A 17,183-nucleotide genomic window follows, 5' to 3' on the forward strand; every position below is an offset into this window, starting at 1 on the left:
TCAGGCGCTGTAGCCCTTGGGCGGGACGAGGGAGGCGAGCTGGTCGAAGGTGAGCCAGTAGATCTGGTTGCCGCCGAAGTTGGCCGGGTCCGCGATCAGCACGGTCCCGTTGTCCGAGTTGTAGCCGATCACCGTGAAGTAGTGGTAGATCGTGTAGTTCGGGTAGCCCGGCGGATGGTTGTTCGCCGGCGCGACGATGTTCGTGACGACCGGGTAGTTGTTGTTGATGTCGAGCACGATGTCCTGCCAGAGCAGGTCCTTCTGCGCCTGGGTCGGCGGGTCGTTCGGCATGTTCTTCGTCTCGTACCAGCCGACCAGCCCGCTGAGCACGCCGGTGACCTGGCCGATGTAGTCGGTGCCGTTCTCCGTGGTGCCCAGCCGCCCGGCGAGGTCGCCCTGGCTCAGGTAGATCCCCCGCGCGGACAGCGCGATCCTGGTGGCCGCCGGACCGCACCAGTACCCGGTTTCCTGCACCTGGTAGTCGATGTTCAGCGTGACCGTGCCCTTGGCCTGCACCGGCCCGGAGGCCGGTTTGGCCGCGGCGGGTACCGGAAACGGGGCGGTACTCGCCGAAGCCGGCGCGATCAGGGTGCCGGCGGCGGCGAGCATCGCCACCGCGATCAGCGGAATTCTTCGCATGACCGTTTCTCCTCGTTGGTGAGTTCCCCACAAGCTGTCGACGGCTGACGACAGTATGATTCTCACCAGTTCGGACGGTCGCGGAAACGGTTTCAGGCAGGCGTGAAACCGCCCGGCGAAATTCGGGAAACCTGTCGGGAAAACTCTGTCGTGAAAACTACAGCCAGCCCGCTTCCCGCGCGGTGCGGATGGCGTCGATCCGGTTGCGCGCGCCGACCTTCCCGATCGCGTTGGACAGGTAGTTGCGCACGGTGGCCGGCGAAAGCGACAGTTTCGTGGCGATCTGCTCGGTGGACAGGCCGGTGTCCGCGGCAAGCAGCGCGTCCGCCTCGCGGCTGGTCAGCGGGCTGGCGCCGACCTCCAGCGCGGTGGCGATCAGCTCGGGGTCGATCACCCGCTCCCCCGCGGCCACCCGGCGGATCCCGTCGGCGAGGGTCTGCGCCGGCGCGTCCTTGAGGATGAAGCCCCGCACGTGCACCCGCAGCGCGCGCAGCAGGTGACCGGGCTGGCCGAGGCCGGTGAGCACCAGGATCCGGCAGTCCGGCAGCCGCTCGGCGAGCAACCCGGCGGCGGCGAGCCCGTCCATCCCCGGCAGGTCGATGTCGACCACCGCGACGTCCGGCCGGGTGCGCAGCGCCGCGTCCACGATCTGGGTGCCGGTGGCGACCTCGGCGACCACGCGCAGGTCGTCCTCCAAGGACAGCAGCGCCACCAGCGCACCACGGATCAGGTTCATGTCCTCGGCGATGAGTATGCGGATCACCGGACCTCCTCGGGAACTTCGACGAGCAGCCGGAACCGGCCACCCCGGACCGCCTCGGCCAGCACCGAACCGGACAGCGCGCGGGCGCGCGCGGTCAGCCCGGCCAGCCCGGTGCCCGCGCCAACCGGACCTTCCGCGCCGTTGTTCAGCATCTCCAAGTACACCAGGCCAGCACGGCGGGCCGCGCGGATCTCGCAGGTATCGGCCGTGCTGTGCCGGAGCACGTTGGTCGCACCCTCCCGGACCGCCCAGCCGAGCACGTCCTCCAGCCCGGCGGACAGTTCGGGCAGGTCCACCTCGATCATGGCCTCGATCCCGGCCGCCGACAACAACGCCCGCGCGCTGTCCACCTCGGAGCGCAGCGACACCCGGTGCTGGTCGCTGGTGACCTCGCGGACTCCGCGCAGCGCGCCGCGGGCGACCTCGGTCAGGCTCTCGATCTCGGCCCGTGCGGTGTCCGGGTCGGCGAGCAGCAGCCTGGCCGCCAGCTCGCCCTTGAGTGCCACCGCGGACAGGCTCTGGCCGAGCAGGTCGTGCAGGTCGCGGGAGACCCGCAGCCGTTCCCGGCCGATGGCCAGCTGGGCGAGGCCGACCCTGGCCGCCTGCAGCTGTTCGACCAGCCGCAGCAGCCGGGTCACCGCATACAGCGCGCCGGCGGCGATGGCGTAGGTGAGCGCGCCGCGGGTCGCCTGGTAGAGGAACAGCCCGAACTCGTCGTGCTGCAGCGTGGTCCAGCCGTCCCCCTGCAACGGCAGCGACAGCAGCGAGAGGGTCGAAAGCACCAGGCCGAACCGCCGGGGCAGCGCCATCGGGGCCGACACGATCACGTACACCTGCATGCCGGCCCAGCTCCAGCCGAACCACGGCAACGGCAGGTAGACCGCGAGGGCCAGCACCAGGAACGTGAGCGCGCCGTACTTGGGCCTCGTCCCGCGCGCCTCGGCGAGGCTGTGCCGCAGCTGCAGGACGCCGATCACCACGGCGCCCAGTATCGGCAGCAGCGGGTCGACCTGTTCCGGGCCGCTGACGCTGGTCACCACGGCGCAGATGATCAGCACCGGCAGGTTCAGCACCACCAGCAGCCGGGTGGCTCGTTCGGCGGTCCAGAAGTGCGGGCCCACCCCGGACTGGGCGAGGCTGCTCAAGGCGCGATCACCTCGCGGATACCGGCGTTCTCGGCGCCTTCCGCGCAGAGTTCGATGCGCACCCGGCCGCCGGGCGCGGAGACCGTCACGACGCACCGCCGGAGGGTGGCGTCGGCGAGTATCCGGCCGAGCACCCGGCGCAGCGCCGAACGCACCTCTTCGGGCAGTTCCTCGGGCAGTTCGTCCGGCAGCTCCAGCCGGGTTTCGATGCCGGCCGCGGTCAGCAGCGCCGTCGCGGTGTCCAGTTCGGTGCGCAGGACGACCCGCTGGTACCGGGTGAGCATCCGCCGGGTCTCCGACAGCGCCCGGCGGGAAATGCCCACCAGCGTGTCCAGTTCGCGTTCCGCGGCGGCAGGGTCGCGCACCGCGAGCGCACCGGCCCGGTCCCCCGCCGTCGCGATCGACTCCAGCGCCGCGCCGACGGTCTGCCGCAGCTCACCGTCGATCCGCAGCCGCTCCCGCACCACGGCTTCCGCGGCCAGCTCCAGCCTGGCCGCGTGCAGCTGCCGCGCCGCGCCGATCAGCCACAGCGGCAGGGCCAGCGACCCGCCGAAGACGAGCACGCCGAACGGGTAGAAGACCGCCCACTCCGGGGCGTCGAAGGCCAACGCCAGCGGCACCTCCGCGGCCGCGCAGCCGCCGAAGAGCACGAACGACCACGGCGGGCGCGGCACGACGAGGCAGAGCGCGGCGAGCGGTTGCAGGGTGCCGAGCCAGTCCGCGCCGATCACCGGGATCATCCCGACGTTCACCACGCCGACCACGGCCAGCGCCAGCCCGGCCCGGCGCGGCCGCTGCCCTTCGGCGAGCGAGAGCACCAGCCAGAGCAGGATCGGCAGGTAGGCGGCGGTGGCCACCAGCGCCTGCCAGAGATGACCTGGCTCGTTCCGGGAGACCGCGATCCGGAGCAGACCGGTGAGCACCAGCGCCAGCGTGTAGGCGACCACACCAGCGGTGGCGAGCCGAAGGAAGCCGTGCGGCCCTCGCTGCTGTTTCAGTCCGACTCCCACCCCAGTGCGGGTTCACCCGCCCCCAGTCCGGCTGCGGACCCGAGTACCCCCGCGGTTGACCACGACCCCGCACCGGCAGGGTCGGCCAAGGATAGGCACGCCATTGCCGGCTGCGCCAGCACGATCCTGGGCGGGAGTGCGGGCCTGGTGTCCGTTTGAGAACGATGCGGATCCCACAGGTCACCGCGGGTATGCGGACGCTCGCTCAGGCGCGCAGTTCCGGGATACCGGCTAGTTCGCGGATGATCCGCTGGGCCTCCACCAGCCCGGCCACCCGGCGGCCGTTGCCCGCCATCGACTCGTACTGCGCCAGCCCGAGCCGCACCAGCGCCTCCCGCGCGTCGATCTGCACCGCTACCTCTGCCACCGTCGCGCAGTCCATCCCGGACCGCCCCGCTTCACTGCCTTCACTCACGCCTTCACCGTGACACAGCCATTCCCGGCCGTCAGCCCCCTCCCACCTGCTTCGCGCACACCGGCCGTTTGCTAGGTCAGGGATCGAGCAACGGCCGGACCGCACCGGCGGCGCTCAACGCCCGGTGCAGGGCGAGCTCGGCGGTGTCTCCGTGCACCAGCACGATGCCGGTGCAGCCGCGCTGGTCGGTCAGGTGCTCCAGGCGGCGGCCGGTCGGTGCGGTCGGGTACCACTCGGGGTCTCCCGGGTACGCGGCCAGCGCGTCGATCCCGGACCAGCCGGTGAGCGTCCCGGCCACCGGCGCGTAGACGAGCACGAAGGCGGTCGCCGGTCCACCGGGGACGGCGGCGTCGAGCAGGGCGGGACGGCGGCCGAGCGCCATCTCGATCATCGCGACGTACACGTTGGTACCCAGCGAGCGGCACAGCGCCTCGCCCACCATCGCCCCGCCGATCCGCCCGTTGATCTCCACCAGCTCCGGGCCGTCCGCGGTCAAGGCGAACTCGACGTGCGCGAACCCGCGGTGCTGCCCGGCCGCGGCCAGCACCCCCGCCACCCACTCCTGCACCGAAGCCAGGTCCTTCTCGCCGAAACCGACGGGGAAGGCGCACGCCTCCTCCCGGAACCACGGTTCCGCCGACAGCTGCCTGCTTGACACCCCGAGCAGCCGCGTTTTCCCTTGCCAGGTGAGGGTTTCCGCGCTGTATATCGGACCGGCGAAGAACGGCTCAGCGATCAATCGTCCTTTGAGGACACTCGTGCCGGCGGCCGCGAGCGCGTACCGCAGCTCGCCGGTGCTCCTGGCCAGCCACACGTCCCGCGAGGACGTGCCCGCCGAGTCCTTGACGATCGCGGGCAGCCCGACCGAGCGCAGCACCTCGTCCACCCCAGCAGCGCTTTCGGTGCCGTCGGGTACGTCGATCGCGACACCCCGGCCAAGGCCCCGCTCGTGCAGCAGCCGCCGCACCTCGCCCTTGTCGCGGGCGGTCCGCACGGCCCGCTCCCCCGGTCCAGGCAGGCCGAACTGCGTGGCGAGCCGGGCACCGGCGAGTCCCCAGGTGTCGGTGGAGCTGATCAGCCCGGCCAGGTCGTGGATCCGCGCCAGCGCTGCCGCGCACGCGGCCTCGTCGTCCGTGTCGAGGTCCACCACCTCCAGCGCGCCGTCCGGCAGCCGGGACAGCTCGTGCAGGTAGAGCGAGCGGTGCCCGGTGAACAGCACCAGCCGCTGCCCCACCTGTGCCGCCGCATCGGCCAGCCTGCCCAGCCCGAAGCTCAGCGCCTCCAGCAGCACGATGGTCATATCTCCTCCGCGGTAAAGAGTGCGTCGTCGGTGGTCATAACGCTGTAACCTCCCTCGAATCCGACACTCCCCCGGCACCAAAGTAGGGCCGGCGCGCCCAGTCCATTGTGGACCATGGCGGGGTCAGCTCGGCCAGCGAACCGATCTCCGAAGGCCACAGCACCGCCGGGTCCAGCGCCTCCGCGTGCCGGGAGAAAACCCTTTCCACATAACGATGTCCGGTGTCCGCCCCGATCACGAGATGGGTCCGTTCCGGATGCCGCCGCGCCTCCCAGCGGGTCGCCAGGTACGCCGCGCCGGTGGACAGCCCGGCGAACACCGCGTGCTCGCGCAGCAGGCCGACCGCGCCGGCCATGGCGTGCGAGAAACCCAGCCAGTGCAACCGGTCGTAGAGCCGGTGGCGCACGTTCTCGAACGGGATCGAGCTGCCGATGCCGGCGATGATGGCGTCCGGGTCGGGGAACCGCTCACTGCCGAAGGTGACGCTGCCGAACGGCTGGACACCGAGCAGCCGCACGTCCGGATCGTCCAGGCGAAGGCGTTCGACCAGCCCGCCGGTGGACGCGCCGGTGCCGACCGAGCCGACCACGGTGACCGGGCCCGGCGGCAGTGCCGCGGCGACCAGCTCGGCCAGTTCCGCGTAACCCGCGTAGTGCACCGCGTCGTGGTACTGCCGCATCCAGTGCATGTCCGGCCGCTGGGCGAGCAGCTGCCGGACCCGGCGCACCCGCCGCTCCTGGTCCAGCCGCAGGTCCTCCGACGGCGGCATCTGGTCCACTTCGGCCCCGAGCACCTCGAGCTGCGCCCGCATGCCGGCGTCCACCGTGGTGGAGGCGACGATGTGGCAGCGCAGCCCGTACCGGTGGCACGCCATCGCCAGTGCCAGCGCGTAGATCCCGCTGGAAGAGTCCACCAGCGTCTGCCCCGGCCGGACGGTGCCGCGGTCGAGCAGGGTGCGGACCGCGCCGAGCGCCGCGTACACCTTCATCGTCTCGAACCTGGCGAGCACCACGTTCGGGGCCAGCCGGATCAGGCTCGGGCTCTTGATCGCGTCGGTGATGTGCTCGTGCACGGTGGCGCTCGCGGCGGTCAGGTCCGGCAGGGAGGTCACCGCCGTCACCGGCCGATCGACCGCAGGTAGCCGGCCAGGTTCTCGGCCGCCTGCGCGTTGCGCGGCCCGCTGACCAGATCGCCGTAGGACATCACGTGGAACCGGTTCTCCCGCACCGCCGGGGCGTTCTGCAGGCCCGGCACCGACTTCAGGTACTCGATCTTCTGCGCGGCGGGCTGGTCGGCGTAGTCGACCACCACGATCGCCTCCGGCTCGGCCTGCACCACCGGTTCCCAGCCGACCGCGGCCCAGCCCTTTTCCAGCTCCCCGAACACATTGCGGCCACCGGCGGCGGTGATGACGTCGTTCGGCGCGGCATGGCGGCCGGCGGTGAACGGCTGGTCCACCCCGGAGTCGTAGACGAACACCTTCGCCGGCACGGCACCGGCCGGCACGCTCGCGCGGACCTTGGCGATCCGATCGCGCAGCTCGCCGACGAGCTGCTCGGCCTTCGGCTCCACCCGGAAGATCTTGCCCAGGTTGAGCAGGTCGGCGTAGAGCGCTTCCAGCGGGGCGATGTCGGTCTTCTTGTCGCCGTAGCCCCAGCAGGTCTCCGAATGCAGGTAGCTGCGGATGCCGACCTGGTCGAGCAGTTGCGGGGTGATCCCGCGTTCCTCGCTGAACCCGGAGTTCCAACCGGCCAGCACCCAGTCCGCCTTGGCCTCGACCAGGATCTCCCTGGTGATCTTGGACGAGCCCAGCCGCGCCACCTTCTGGTAGTCCGCCTTGTACGGAGAGCTGTCGATGGACGGGTCGCCGAGCTTGTTCATCACGTACCCCCGCAGCCGGTCCGCCAGCCCGAGCGCGAACAGCTTGTCCGCACCGCTGACGTCGTAAGCCACCGCGCGCTGCGGCAGCGGATAGCCGACCTGCGCACCGCAGTTGGTCACGGTGGCCGGCGCCGCCGGGTCCGCCGCGGACGGTTCTTCCACGGTGGCCCCGCAGGCCCCGCAGCCCAGGGCCAGCAGAGCGAACGCCAAGGTCGCGACGGTGGCGCGAAACGGCACAGACCGCATCATCGTGCCCTTCCCTTCTCGATGGTCTGATCGGTCTCCACGGCCCCGAGGTCGTAGAGCAGCTGGGTGGCTCCGGTGCGCGGGTGGGTCACCACGGTGACCTCCACCCCGAACACCTCGCAGATCAGCCGGGGCGTCAGCACCTCGGCCGGTTTCCCGCAGGCGACCAGCGAACCGGACCGCAGCACCGCGATCCGGTCGCAGACCGCGGCGGCCAGGTTCAGGTCGTGCAGCGCGACCAGCACGGTCAGCCCGCAGCCGTGCAGAAAGGACAGCAGCTCGATCTGGTGCCGGACGTCGAGGTGGTTGGTCGGCTCGTCGAGCACCAGCACCCGCGGCTCCTGCACCAGCGCCCTGGCCACCAGCACCCGCTGCCGCTCCCCGCCGGAGAGGGTGAGCACGCTGCGCGACTCCAGGTGCGCGATGTCCATTCGCGCCAGTGCTTCCCGGCAAAGTCCCCGTTCGCGGTCGGTCAGCCTCGCGTTGCCGCGCTGGTGCGGCGACCGGCCAAGCGCGACCACCTCGGCCACGGTGAAGTCCAGTTCGGCGTGGCTGTCCTGGGTCAGCGCGGCGATCGAGCGGGCGCTGTCGCGCAGGCTGGTGCCGCTGAGGTCCTCGCCGTCCAGCAGCACCGCGCCGGAGCTCGGCCGCAGCGCGCGGTAGACGCAGCGCAGCGCGGTGGACTTCCCGGCACCGTTCGGCCCGACCAGCCCGACCACCTCACCCGCGCCGACGTCCAGCCGGAGCTCGCTGACCAGCTTCTTGCCGGCGACCTCCACGGAAACTTCGCGCAGCGAAAGGGATTTCGGGGTCACCTCGCTCATCAACGGCCTCCGAACAGGTAGCCGCGGCGGCGCAGCACCACCAGGAACACCGGCACCCCGATCAGCGCGGTGATCACCCCGAGCGGCAGCTCCTCCGGTGCCACCACGGTGCGCGCCAGCACGTCCACCCAGACCAGGAAGCAGGCACCGGCCAGCGGCGCCACCGCGAGCACCCGCCGGTGCCCGGAGCCGACCACCATCCGGATCACGTGCGGCAGCACCAGCCCGACGAAACCGATCGCCCCGCTGACCGCGACCAGCAGCCCGGTGGCGCCGGCGGTGAGCAGGAAAAGCCAGCGCCGCAACCGTTCCGCGTCCACGCCGAGGCTGGCCGCGGTCTCGTCGCCGAGCGAGAGCACGTCCAGCGAACGGCTCTTGCGCAGCAGCACCAGCACGGTCACCGCCACCGCCGCCCCGGCGATCGGCAGCGACTGCCAGCTCGCCGCGCCGAGGCTGCCGAGCAGCCAGAACAGCACCGTCTGCGCGGCCTGGCCGTTCGGCGAAAGGAACACCAGCAGGCTCATCACCGCCTGGAAGGCGTAGGTCAGCGCGACCCCGGTGAGCACCAGCCGCAGCGGGGTGATGCCGAGCGGGCTGCGCGCGGCGAGGTAGACCAGCACGGTGGCAGCGAGCGCGCCGATAAAGGCGGCGGCGGACAGCGCATACACACCGAGGCCGGCGAAAACGCCGAACACCACCACCGCGGTCGCCCCCACCGACGCGCCCGAGGAGATGCCCAGCACGAACGGGTCGGCCAGCGCGTTGCGCACCAGCGCTTGGATCGCCACCCCGACCACGCTCAGCCCGGCGCCCACCAGCACCGCGAGCAGCACCCGCGGGGTGCGGACCTCCCAGACGATCGCGTAGCCGGTCACCTCGTCGGCGCCGATCTGCCCGCCGGTCAGCGCCGCGCCGAGGTAGCGCAGCACCTGCCCGAGCGGCACCACGGTCGGGCCGAGCGAGATGCCGGCGAGCACCGAAAGCACCAGCACCACGGCGAGGCCGCCGAGCGCGACGGTCAGCCTGCCGGCGCCGCCCTTGACCTCGGCTGGCCCGGGTGACTCAGGTGGCACGACGGCCCCGCACGATCAGCCGGCGGGCGTGGTTGTCGTACGGGCTGCCGTCGAAGTCCCCGAAGCACTCGACGTCGGTGAACCCGGCCCGCTCGTACAGCGCGCGCAGCTCGGCCGCGCTGTAGAGGAAGGAATGGATCGACGCCCGGCGCACGGTGTCCCCGGTGACCAGCGTCCAGTCGCTGCGCAGCCGGGTCCAGTCGTCGGTGATCGTGTCCCGCATGTAGACGGTGCCGCCCTCGACGTCCACCGCCTTGGCCGGCCCGACCCAGCTCGCCAGCACCTCCTTGCCCAGCACGTCGATCAGCAGCGTGCCGCCGGGCGCCAGCGAGTCATGGGCGTTGCGCAGCACCCGCAGGTTGTCGCCGGGGTCGGTGAAGTAGCCGAACGACGTGTACATGTTGAGCACCACGTCGAAGGACCGCGGTTCGGTGTACTCGAGCATGTCGGCCTGGACCAGCCGGACCGGCACGTCCGCCTCCGAACAGACCTTGGCGGCCTGTTCGAGCATGACCGGGCTCAGGTCCACTCCGGTCACGTCATGCCCCGCCCTGGCCAGCGGCACCAGGTAGACCGCCGGGCCGCAGCACAGGTCGAGCACCCTGGAGCCGGCCGGGAAGTCCAGCAGGGGCGAGGTGGACACCAGCCCGGCCGCCTCCGCCGAGCGTCGCGCGGAGAACATCGCGCCCGAGAAACCAGCCCACAGCTCGTCATCGTCGTACCAGGGCATCCGTCCGTTCCCCCTCGTTTCGCGGTGGTCGCTGCACTAGTCGTTGGGCGACGGCTCCTGGTTCCCGATGCCGGGTGGATCTTCCCAGTCCCTGGAAACTCTTGTGCTTCGATTGACCGGATTTCAAATCCAGTCATATGCTTGTTCCGTGAGCACGAGATCCGAGCGGGCGGAGCGCATCCTCGACGCGGCCGGCGAGCTGCTGCTGCGCCTGGGCTACCGGCGAGTCACGGTGGAGGACGTCGCCGAGCACGCCGGCATCGGCAAGGGCACCGTCTACCTGCACTGGAAGACCAGGGAGGCGCTGTTCCTCGCGGTACTGCAGCGCGAGGTGGTCGCTTCGATGGACGAGCTGGCCGAGGCGCTGCGCACGGACCCGCGCGGCATCCTGCTGCACGAGCTGACCAGGATCCACTTCCGCAACGTGCTGCGGCGGCCGCTGCTGCACGCGCTCTACACCGGCGATCCGGGGGTGCTCGGCAAGCTCACCAAGGCGCTGCACGACCATCAGGACGAGTCGCACCACACCGCGTTCGACGACTACCTGCGCCTGCTCGCCGGGCACGACCTGCTCCGCGCGGATCTGGGCGTGCCGGAGATCTCCTACACCTACCACGCGATCCTGCACGGGTTCCTGCTCACCGACTCCTACCGTCCAGGCCGGACCGACCTTGGTCTGGACCACAAGGCGGACCTGCTGGCGGACGCCGTCCGGCACGCGCTGGAACCGGCCCGCCAGCCCACCAGGAAGGCACTGGCGGCCTGCGCACCGGCGGCCGTCGAACTGTTCCGCGCGGCCGCGGAACAGGACCGCGCCCGGTTGCACCGGGCCTACTGATCAGGGGGAGCCATGCGGATCGGGCTGTTCGTGAACGAGCTCGGAGTGACTGTGGACCAAATGGCCGCCGAAGCGCGGGCGGCGGCGCAACGCTTCGGCACCGTGTGGACCGGCCAGCGGCACGGCCTGGACGCGCTCACCGCACTGGCTGTGCTCGGCCGCGAGGTGCCCGGGGTCCGGCTCGGTGTTTCGGTGACCCCGACCTACCCCCGGCACCCGGTCGCGCTGGCCGCTCAGGCGCGCACCGTCACCTCCGCCATCGGCGACCGGCTCGACCTCGGCATCGGGGTCAGCCACCGGTACCTGATGCAGGACCGGCTCGGATTCTCCTTCGAGCGCCCGGCCAGGCACCTGCGCGAGTACCTGACCGCGCTGATGCCGTTGCTGCGCGGGGAAAGCGTCTGCTATCGAGGCGAAACGCTGACCGCGGTCGGCGAGCTGGACGTGCCGGGTGCCGCGGTGCCCTCGGTGCTGGTCGGCACCACCGGCCCGGCCATGCTGCGGGTCGCCGGGGAGTTGGCCGACGGCGTGATCTCCATCTGGGCCGGGGCGGCGACCCTGGCCGAGTACATCGTGCCGGCGGTGACCAAAGCGGACCGGGCGCCCAGGGTGGTGTCGCAGCAGCTGGTCTGCGTGACCGCCGATCCGGACGACCGCCGGGCCGAGATCGCGCGGGAGTTCGGGGCGGCGGCCCAGGTTCCGGCCTATGCGGCGATCTTCGAGCGGGAAGGAGCGGCCGGCCCGCAGGACACCATCCTGCTCGGCGACGAGGCCGCGGTGACCGCCCAGCTGACCCAGCTGTTCGACGCGGGCGCCACCGAGGTGATGGCCATCCCGATCGGCCCGCCCGAGGACCGCGCCCGCACCCTCGCCCTGCTCCACTCCCTCACCACCCCCGGCAAATAGCCGGCTTTTCGCCCTTGGGGTCACCGGGCAAATAGCCGGCTTTTTGCCTTTGCGTCGCCGGGGAGGGCGGGAGACGGGCGGGCCCGGCCGGTGCCGCCGAGGAGGGCGGCGATCGCGGGCACGGTGAGGGTGCGGACCAGGAAGGTGTCCAGCAGCAAGCCGGCGCCGACGGTGAAGCCGATCTGGGCCAAGGTGGTCACGCTGCCGGCCAGCATGGCGAACATGCTCGCGGCGAAGATCACCCCGGCCGAGGTGATCACCCCGCCGGTGGCGCCGACCGCGCGGATGATCCCGGTCCTGGTGCCGCGCACCGACTCGTCGCGAATCCTGGTGATCAGCAGCAGGTTGTAGTCCGCGCCGACCGCGACCAGCGCGATGAACGCAATCGGCGCGACCGACCAGTGCAGGTCCTGGTGCAGCAGGTGCTGCCAGACCGCCACCGACAGGCCGAGCGCGGACCCGTAGGACAGCACCACCGACAGCAGCAGGTACAGCGGCGCGACGAAACCGCGCAGAAGCAGCACCAGGATGAGGAAGATGGTCGCCAGCGCCATCAGCGCGACCAGCAGGAAGTCGCTTTCCACCAGCTCGGCCAGGTCCGCGTTGGTGGCGGCCATCCCGGTGGCCGCGATACCGGCGTCCGCCAGCGGCGAGTTCCGCACCGCCTGCTCCGCGGCCTGGCGCACCGCCTTCGCCCGCTCGATCGCCGCGGCACCGAAGGGATCCGAGTCGCCGAGCACGATCATCCGCGCGGTCCGCCCGTCCGCGGAGAGGAAGTACCCGCTGGCGAGCGCGAACTTGGGGTCGCCGAAGGCCCGTGCCGGCAGGTAGAAGCCGCCGATGGCCGGGTCGCCGGCGCCGGCACCGACCTCCAGCAGGAAGTCCGCCGCCTCCCGCAGCCCGCCGGTCAGCTGCCCGGTCGACTCGGCCAGCGCGGCCGTCCCGTCGCGCACCTGGCCCGCGCCGTCGGCCGCCGTACCCGCGCCCTCGGCCAACCGCCCGGCCCCGTCGTTCGCGGCCTCCGCGCCGGCCGACAGCTCACCGAGCTTGTCCTTGAAGGTCCGCTGCGCACTGGTCAGCTCGCCCATACCCGCCCTCGCGGCGTCCAGCCCGGACCGCAGCTCACCGATCCGCGCGGCCAGCTCGGTGTTGCCGTCGGCCAGCCGCCGCGAACCGTCCGCGAGCTGCTTCAAGCCGTCCATCAGCTGCGTGCGACCGGCCTGGTAGATCTCGGTCAGCCCGGCGCGCACCTGGCGGCAGAACGGATCCAGCCCGCAGAGTGGGCTGGCATTCAGCCCGTCGAGGGCGAGCCCGATCCCATCGGCGAGGGTTTTCGCCTGCTGGTAGGCGAAGTTCAGGGTGTCCGCGAGCTGGCCGGCGCCGGCGGCGAGCTGCCCGGCACCGTCTTCGAGCTGGCGGGCACCACCGGCCGCGGTGCCGAGGCCGTCGTCCGCGGTTTCCAGCCCGGTCAGCAGCCGGGCCGCCCCGTCCACCGCGGCCTTCGAACCTTCGGCCAGCCGGCCGGTGCCGTCCACCAGACCACCGGCTCCCCCGGCCAGTTCCCTGGTGCCGCCGGCCAGGTCGCGGGCACCACCGGCGAGCTCATCGGTCTTGCCCTGTCCATCGGCGAGTTGCTTCGCCGCGGAGTCGAGCCGCTCGCCGACCTGGCCGGACTGGTAGCCGACCGAGGCCTCGGGGATCGTGCTGCCCAGCGGCCGGGTCGCTCCGCGGACCATGCTCACCCCGGGCACCTTGGCCACCGCGGCCGCGACGTTCTCCAGCGCGGCGAGGCCCGCCGGGTTGCGCAGGTCGTGCCCGGCGTCGATCAGCAGGTAGTCCGGCAGCAGCTCGTTGGCCGGGAAGTGCTCGGCGAGGCTCGTGTAGCCCAGGTTGCTGTCGGTGCCGTCCGGCTGCATGCCCCGCTCGTCGAAGCTGAGCCGGATACCGGGCAGGAAGGCGGCCAGCGCGATCAGCAGCACCAGGCTCAGCGCGAGCACCCGGCCAGGTCCGCGCACCACTCGCGCACCGGCCACCCGCCAGTGCCGGGTGCGCGCCGCGCCGCGCGGTTCGGCCAGCCCTCGCCTCGATGCCACGGTCAGCAGCGCGGGCGTGAGGGTGAGCGCGACCAGCAGCGTGATCACGATGCTGACCGAGACCCCCGGCCCGGTGGTGCGGAAGATGCCGATCTCGGCGAAGAACAGGCAGGCGCAGGCGGCGGCGACGGTGGCACCGGAGGCCACGATCACCGCGGCCACTTTGGACGTCGCCCCGGCGACGGCGCCACCCGAGTCCACACCCGCCCTGCGGTGCTCGTGGAACCGGCTGATCAGGAACACCGCGTAGTCCGTGCCGGCGCCGAGCACCAGCGCGGTGGTGAGCGCGGTGGTGAAGGTGGACACCGGCAGCGAATGCTCGCCCCAGAACGCGACCACGGCCCGCGAGACCGCCAGCGAAATACCGATCACCGCGAGCGGAATCAGGGCGGTGACCAGCGAACGGTAGATCATCAGCAGGATCAGCGCGATCAGCACCACGGTGGCGGCGGTGATCGCGAGCATGCTGCTTTCGGTCTCCTGCAGCTCGTCCGCGATCGTCGCGGCCGGGCCGGTGACGTGCACTTCGAGGTCGTCGGAGTGTTCCTGGTCCGCGGCCGCCTCGCGGACCGCCCGCAGGTTCTCCGCGACCTCCGGCGCGCCGATCGTGCCGTGCAACCCGACCGGCAGGTACAGCGACTTGCCGTCCTTGCTGCTGACCGCGTCCTTCAACGCCGGACGGACGTTGATGTCCTGCACCGAGGCCACGTGCCCGGTGTCCGCGCGCAACCGCCCGGCCAGCAGGTCGTAGTAGCCGCGATCCGCGCCGGTGAGCCCGTTGTCGTTGGTGAGCACCACGAACGCCAGCGCCTGGGTGCCGTCCTCGTGGAAGCGCTCGGCCACCTCGCCGGTGGCGCGCACGGAGTCCGCGGTCACCGGCACGAAGGGCGCCGAGCGTTCCGCGATGACCTGCTCGATCTGCGGGATGGCGAAGTTGAGCCCGGCCGCCAGCGCGACCCAGAACAGGATCACCGGCACCGCGTGCCGGGTCACGAAACGGCCCAGCCGCTTGAAGATGCCCAGTTCCCGATGCCCCACGCGCGTCCCCTTATTGATTCTCGCTCAACAGTAGGACCACTATTGAGTGAGAGTCAACAGCGTCGGGGCGGGAGCTAGGATGCTCGTCATGCGTCCTCGTCCCGCTGCCAGGATGTTGCCGGGTGAACGGCGTGCGCTGATCCTGGAGACGGCGCTGAAAATGTTGGAGACCCGGCCGATCGACGAGCTCGGCGTCGGCGAGGTCGCGGCCGGCGTCGGCGTTTCACCGGGGCTGCTGTTCCACTACTTCGGCTCCAAGAAGGGCCTGCACGAGGCGATCCTGCGCACCGGCACCAGCGAGGCGCTCGCGCGGATGAAACCCGACCCGGAGCTGACGCTCAGCGAGCAGGTGCGGTACTTCACGCACGCCCTGCTCGACTCGGTGACGCAGTACCCCACCGCCTATCCGACGATCGTCCGGCTGGCCAGCGGCGGCGACCGGGAGATGCGGGCGCTGCACGAGCAGATCCGCGACACGGTCAGCGGCTGGTTCGTCGACGCGCTGACCGACGCCGGCATCCGCACCGGACCGGCGCTGCCGCTGGCACTGCGCGGTTGCCAGGCGTTCATCGAGGAGGCCGTGCTGGCCTGGCTCGACCACCCCGAGGTGGACCGCTCGGTGGTGGTCGGCCTCTGCGAACGCTGCTGCCAGCAGGCCGTGCTCTTCTCCGTCGACGACCCCGATTCCGTCGCCAGGCTCCTCGACCACCTATAGCCCGCTCGGCCGCAGGCCGGCGAAAAGGTCGGTTTCGGGCCGGGAAACCGGGATGTGGCTGCGGGCCAGGTGGTAATCCTCGGTCGGCCACACCTCGCGCTCCAGTGCGCGCGGGTGCGCGAACATCGGGTGGTCCGGGTCGACCTGGGTGGCGTGCGCGAACAGCGCGCGGTCCCTGGTCTCGAAGTACTCCGCGCAGCGCACCCTGGTGGTCACCGCCAGCTCCGGCGCGGTATCCGGCCAGTCCGCCAGCACCGGACCGATCAGCGACTCGATCCCGCGCACGGTCATCGCGTCGTGCAGTGCCTGGAACCAGGCCCGGCTCAGCGTGGCCAGGTAGTACAGCTTGGCCGGCCGCCACGGCGGTCCCGAGTCCGGATAGCGCCCGGGGTCCCCGGCCGCGCCGAACGCCTCGGCCGCGACCTCGTGCGTCCGGACGTGGTCCGGATGCGGGTATCCCCCGGTCTCGTCGTAGGTCACCAGCACCTGCGGCCGGAACTCCCGGATCACCCGCACCAGCTCCGCGACGGCGACGGACACCGGCAGCGCGGCGAAACAGCCGTCCGGCAGGCTTTCGCCACCGCCGGGCAGCCCGGAGTCGGGGAAACCGAGGAACCGCTGGCGCACCCCGAGAATCCCGGCCGCCGCGGCCATCTCCCGGCGCCGGACCGCGGGTAGGTCGCGGCGGATCTCCGGCCGGTCCAGTCGCGGGTTCAGCACGTCGCCCCGTTCCCCGCCGGTGCAGGTGACGACCAGTACCTCCACCCCTTCCGCGGCATACCGGGCCAGCGTCGCCGCCCCTTTGCTGGACTCGTCGTCCGGGTGGGCGTGCACGGCCATCAGCCGCAGGTCGTTCGTGCGCAACGCATCAGCCTTTCGTTAGGTCCGACCTAAGTTTAGGTCAGACCTAGCCACTTGGCTAGACTGGGGTCGTGAACGCGGACGGCCTTCGTGAGCTTCGGAAGCGGCAGACCAGGCAGACCATCTCGGACCTGGCGACCAGGCTGTTCATCGAGCGCGGGTTCGAGCGGGTGACCATCGCCGAGGTCGCGGCTGCCGCCGGGGTGGCCAAGATGACGGTGACCAACCACTTCCCGCGCAAGGAAGATCTCGTGCTCGACGTGTACCGGGAGCTGGTCGACGGCCCGGCCCGCACGGTGTCCGCACGACCGCCGGGCCAATCGGCGCTCGCCGCCCTGCGTGAGTCCTATTTGGACGGACTGGCCCGCCGGGACGCGCTGCTCGGCTTCTCCGGTCCCGAGTTCGCCCGGATGCTCGACGAGAGCCCGATCCTGCTCGCCCGGCTCCGCGAGATGCACGAGGACCGCGAGCGAGCGCTGGCCGAAGTGCTCGCCGAAGAGACCCGCGATCCCGGTGTCACCCCGCGCGCGGTCGCCGCCCAGCTCACCGCCGCGCACCGGGTGCTCTTCGACGAGGTCCTGCGCCGCACCCTGGCCGGCGAGGAGCACGACCGGATCGCCGCCGCCGTCACCGATTCCGCCCGCACCGTCTTCGCCCTCCTCGCCCCTTCCCTCTCCACCTACCCACCCGCGCCCTGAAACCCCTG

Annotated in this window: 17 protein-coding genes; 4 read left to right on the top strand and 13 right to left on the bottom strand. The window is 71.6% G+C overall.

What is annotated here, in order from left to right; genetic code table 11:
- The 11 genes from AMYNI_RS0105530 to AMYNI_RS0105580 all read right to left on the bottom strand — a co-directional run bounded on the left by AMYNI_RS0105530 (position 1) and on the right by AMYNI_RS0105580 (position 10,026).
- On the bottom strand, positions 1 to 639 hold the full coding sequence (locus AMYNI_RS0105530; protein WP_020666987.1) for a C39 family peptidase: 639 nt from the start codon (positions 637 to 639) through the stop codon (positions 1 to 3).
- A 157-nt stretch (positions 640 to 796) separates the two neighbouring features.
- Positions 797 to 1,402: a response regulator transcription factor gene (locus AMYNI_RS0105535; RefSeq protein WP_020666988.1), complete on the bottom strand. Its 606-nt coding sequence runs from the start codon at positions 1,400 to 1,402 to the stop codon at positions 797 to 799.
- Complete coding sequence (locus AMYNI_RS47035) at positions 1,399 to 2,547, bottom strand: sensor histidine kinase (RefSeq protein ID WP_020666989.1); 1,149 nt, start codon at positions 2,545 to 2,547, stop codon at positions 1,399 to 1,401. Before AMYNI_RS47035 ends, AMYNI_RS0105535 begins: the two co-directional genes overlap by 4 nt.
- Positions 2,544 to 3,557 (bottom strand): histidine kinase dimerization/phosphoacceptor domain-containing protein, encoded by a 1,014-nt coding sequence (locus AMYNI_RS0105545; protein ID WP_020666990.1) that lies wholly within the window; start codon positions 3,555 to 3,557, stop codon positions 2,544 to 2,546. Before AMYNI_RS0105545 ends, AMYNI_RS47035 begins: the two co-directional genes overlap by 4 nt.
- A gap of 205 nt (positions 3,558 to 3,762) precedes the next feature.
- Entirely contained in the window at positions 3,763 to 3,972 is a 210-nt protein-coding gene (locus AMYNI_RS48850) for a hypothetical protein (RefSeq protein ID WP_157357260.1), read from the bottom strand.
- Between the two features lie 76 nt (positions 3,973 to 4,048).
- A complete protein-coding gene (locus tag AMYNI_RS0105555) occupies positions 4,049 to 5,272 on the bottom strand; it encodes an ATP-grasp domain-containing protein (RefSeq protein WP_020666992.1) in 1,224 nt (407 codons plus the stop codon).
- Positions 5,273 to 5,306: 34 nt separating this feature from the next.
- The gene (locus AMYNI_RS0105560; RefSeq protein WP_051116457.1) at positions 5,307 to 6,365 is read right to left on the bottom strand and encodes a pyridoxal-phosphate dependent enzyme; all 1,059 of its coding nucleotides are present in this window, start codon (positions 6,363 to 6,365) and stop codon (positions 5,307 to 5,309) included.
- 23 nt (positions 6,366 to 6,388) lie between these two features.
- Positions 6,389 to 7,402, bottom strand: coding sequence for an ABC transporter substrate-binding protein (locus tag AMYNI_RS0105565; protein ID WP_020666994.1), 1,014 nt, complete (start codon positions 7,400 to 7,402; stop codon positions 6,389 to 6,391).
- The gene (locus AMYNI_RS0105570; protein ID WP_020666995.1) at positions 7,399 to 8,223 is read right to left on the bottom strand and encodes an ABC transporter ATP-binding protein; all 825 of its coding nucleotides are present in this window, start codon (positions 8,221 to 8,223) and stop codon (positions 7,399 to 7,401) included. The genes AMYNI_RS0105565 and AMYNI_RS0105570 overlap by 4 nt, the downstream gene beginning before the upstream one ends.
- Complete coding sequence (locus AMYNI_RS0105575) at positions 8,223 to 9,245, bottom strand: FecCD family ABC transporter permease (RefSeq protein WP_425387937.1); 1,023 nt, start codon at positions 9,243 to 9,245, stop codon at positions 8,223 to 8,225. Before AMYNI_RS0105575 ends, AMYNI_RS0105570 begins: the two co-directional genes overlap by 1 nt.
- 40 nt (positions 9,246 to 9,285) lie before the next feature.
- A complete protein-coding gene (locus AMYNI_RS0105580; protein WP_020666997.1) occupies positions 9,286 to 10,026 on the bottom strand; it encodes a class I SAM-dependent methyltransferase in 741 nt (246 codons plus the stop codon).
- Positions 10,027 to 10,174: 148 nt separating this feature from the next.
- Between AMYNI_RS0105580 and AMYNI_RS0105585 the strand changes: the two genes are divergently transcribed.
- Positions 10,175 to 10,864 (top strand): TetR/AcrR family transcriptional regulator, encoded by a 690-nt coding sequence (locus AMYNI_RS0105585; protein ID WP_020666998.1) that lies wholly within the window; start codon positions 10,175 to 10,177, stop codon positions 10,862 to 10,864.
- A gap of 12 nt (positions 10,865 to 10,876) precedes the next feature.
- On the top strand, positions 10,877 to 11,770 hold the full coding sequence (locus AMYNI_RS0105590; protein ID WP_020666999.1) for a TIGR03564 family F420-dependent LLM class oxidoreductase: 894 nt from the start codon (positions 10,877 to 10,879) through the stop codon (positions 11,768 to 11,770).
- Positions 11,771 to 11,790: 20 nt separating this feature from the next.
- Here the strand turns inward: AMYNI_RS0105590 and AMYNI_RS0105595 are convergent, their stop codons facing one another.
- Positions 11,791 to 14,901, bottom strand: coding sequence for an MMPL/RND family transporter (locus AMYNI_RS0105595; protein ID WP_020667000.1), 3,111 nt, complete (start codon positions 14,899 to 14,901; stop codon positions 11,791 to 11,793).
- An 88-nt stretch (positions 14,902 to 14,989) separates the two neighbouring features.
- Between AMYNI_RS0105595 and AMYNI_RS0105600 the strand changes: the two genes are divergently transcribed.
- Entirely contained in the window at positions 14,990 to 15,616 is a 627-nt protein-coding gene (locus tag AMYNI_RS0105600) for a TetR/AcrR family transcriptional regulator (protein ID WP_026360091.1), read from the top strand.
- On the opposite strand, the gene mca is transcribed toward AMYNI_RS0105600, so the two are convergent.
- Positions 15,611 to 16,456 (bottom strand): mycothiol conjugate amidase Mca, encoded by an 846-nt coding sequence (gene mca / locus AMYNI_RS0105605; protein WP_084628641.1) that lies wholly within the window; start codon positions 16,454 to 16,456, stop codon positions 15,611 to 15,613. The two genes, AMYNI_RS0105600 and mca, sit on opposite strands and share 6 nt — an antisense overlap.
- Positions 16,457 to 16,548: 92 nt before the next feature.
- Between mca and AMYNI_RS0105610 the strand changes: the two genes are divergently transcribed.
- Positions 16,549 to 17,175: a TetR/AcrR family transcriptional regulator gene (locus tag AMYNI_RS0105610; RefSeq protein WP_020667003.1), complete on the top strand. Its 627-nt coding sequence runs from the start codon at positions 16,549 to 16,551 to the stop codon at positions 17,173 to 17,175.
- Positions 17,176 to 17,183 lie beyond the last annotated feature (8 nt).

The organism is Amycolatopsis nigrescens CSC17Ta-90, from assembly GCF_000384315.1.
Classification (GTDB): Bacteria; Actinomycetota; Actinomycetes; order Mycobacteriales; family Pseudonocardiaceae; genus Amycolatopsis; species Amycolatopsis nigrescens.

Bases quoted from the DNA above. Each gene is read 5' to 3' on its own strand.
- AMYNI_RS0105530 (WP_020666987.1), bottom strand. From the start codon at position 639: ATGCGAAGAATTCCGCTGATCGCGGTGGCGATGCTCGCCGCCGCCGGC.
- AMYNI_RS0105555 (WP_020666992.1), bottom strand. From the start codon at position 5,272: ATGACCATCGTGCTGCTGGAGGCGCTGAGCTTCGGGCTGGGCAGGCTG.
- AMYNI_RS0105565 (WP_020666994.1), bottom strand. From the start codon at position 7,402: ATGATGCGGTCTGTGCCGTTTCGCGCCACCGTCGCGACCTTGGCGTTC.
- AMYNI_RS0105570 (WP_020666995.1), bottom strand. From the start codon at position 8,223: ATGAGCGAGGTGACCCCGAAATCCCTTTCGCTGCGCGAAGTTTCCGTG.
- AMYNI_RS0105580 (WP_020666997.1), bottom strand. From the start codon at position 10,026: ATGCCCTGGTACGACGATGACGAGCTGTGGGCTGGTTTCTCGGGCGCG.
- AMYNI_RS0105590 (WP_020666999.1), top strand. From the start codon at position 10,877: ATGCGGATCGGGCTGTTCGTGAACGAGCTCGGAGTGACTGTGGACCAA.
- AMYNI_RS0105600 (WP_026360091.1), top strand. From the start codon at position 14,990: ATGCGTCCTCGTCCCGCTGCCAGGATGTTGCCGGGTGAACGGCGTGCG.
- mca (WP_084628641.1), bottom strand. From the start codon at position 16,456: ATGGCCGTGCACGCCCACCCGGACGACGAGTCCAGCAAAGGGGCGGCG.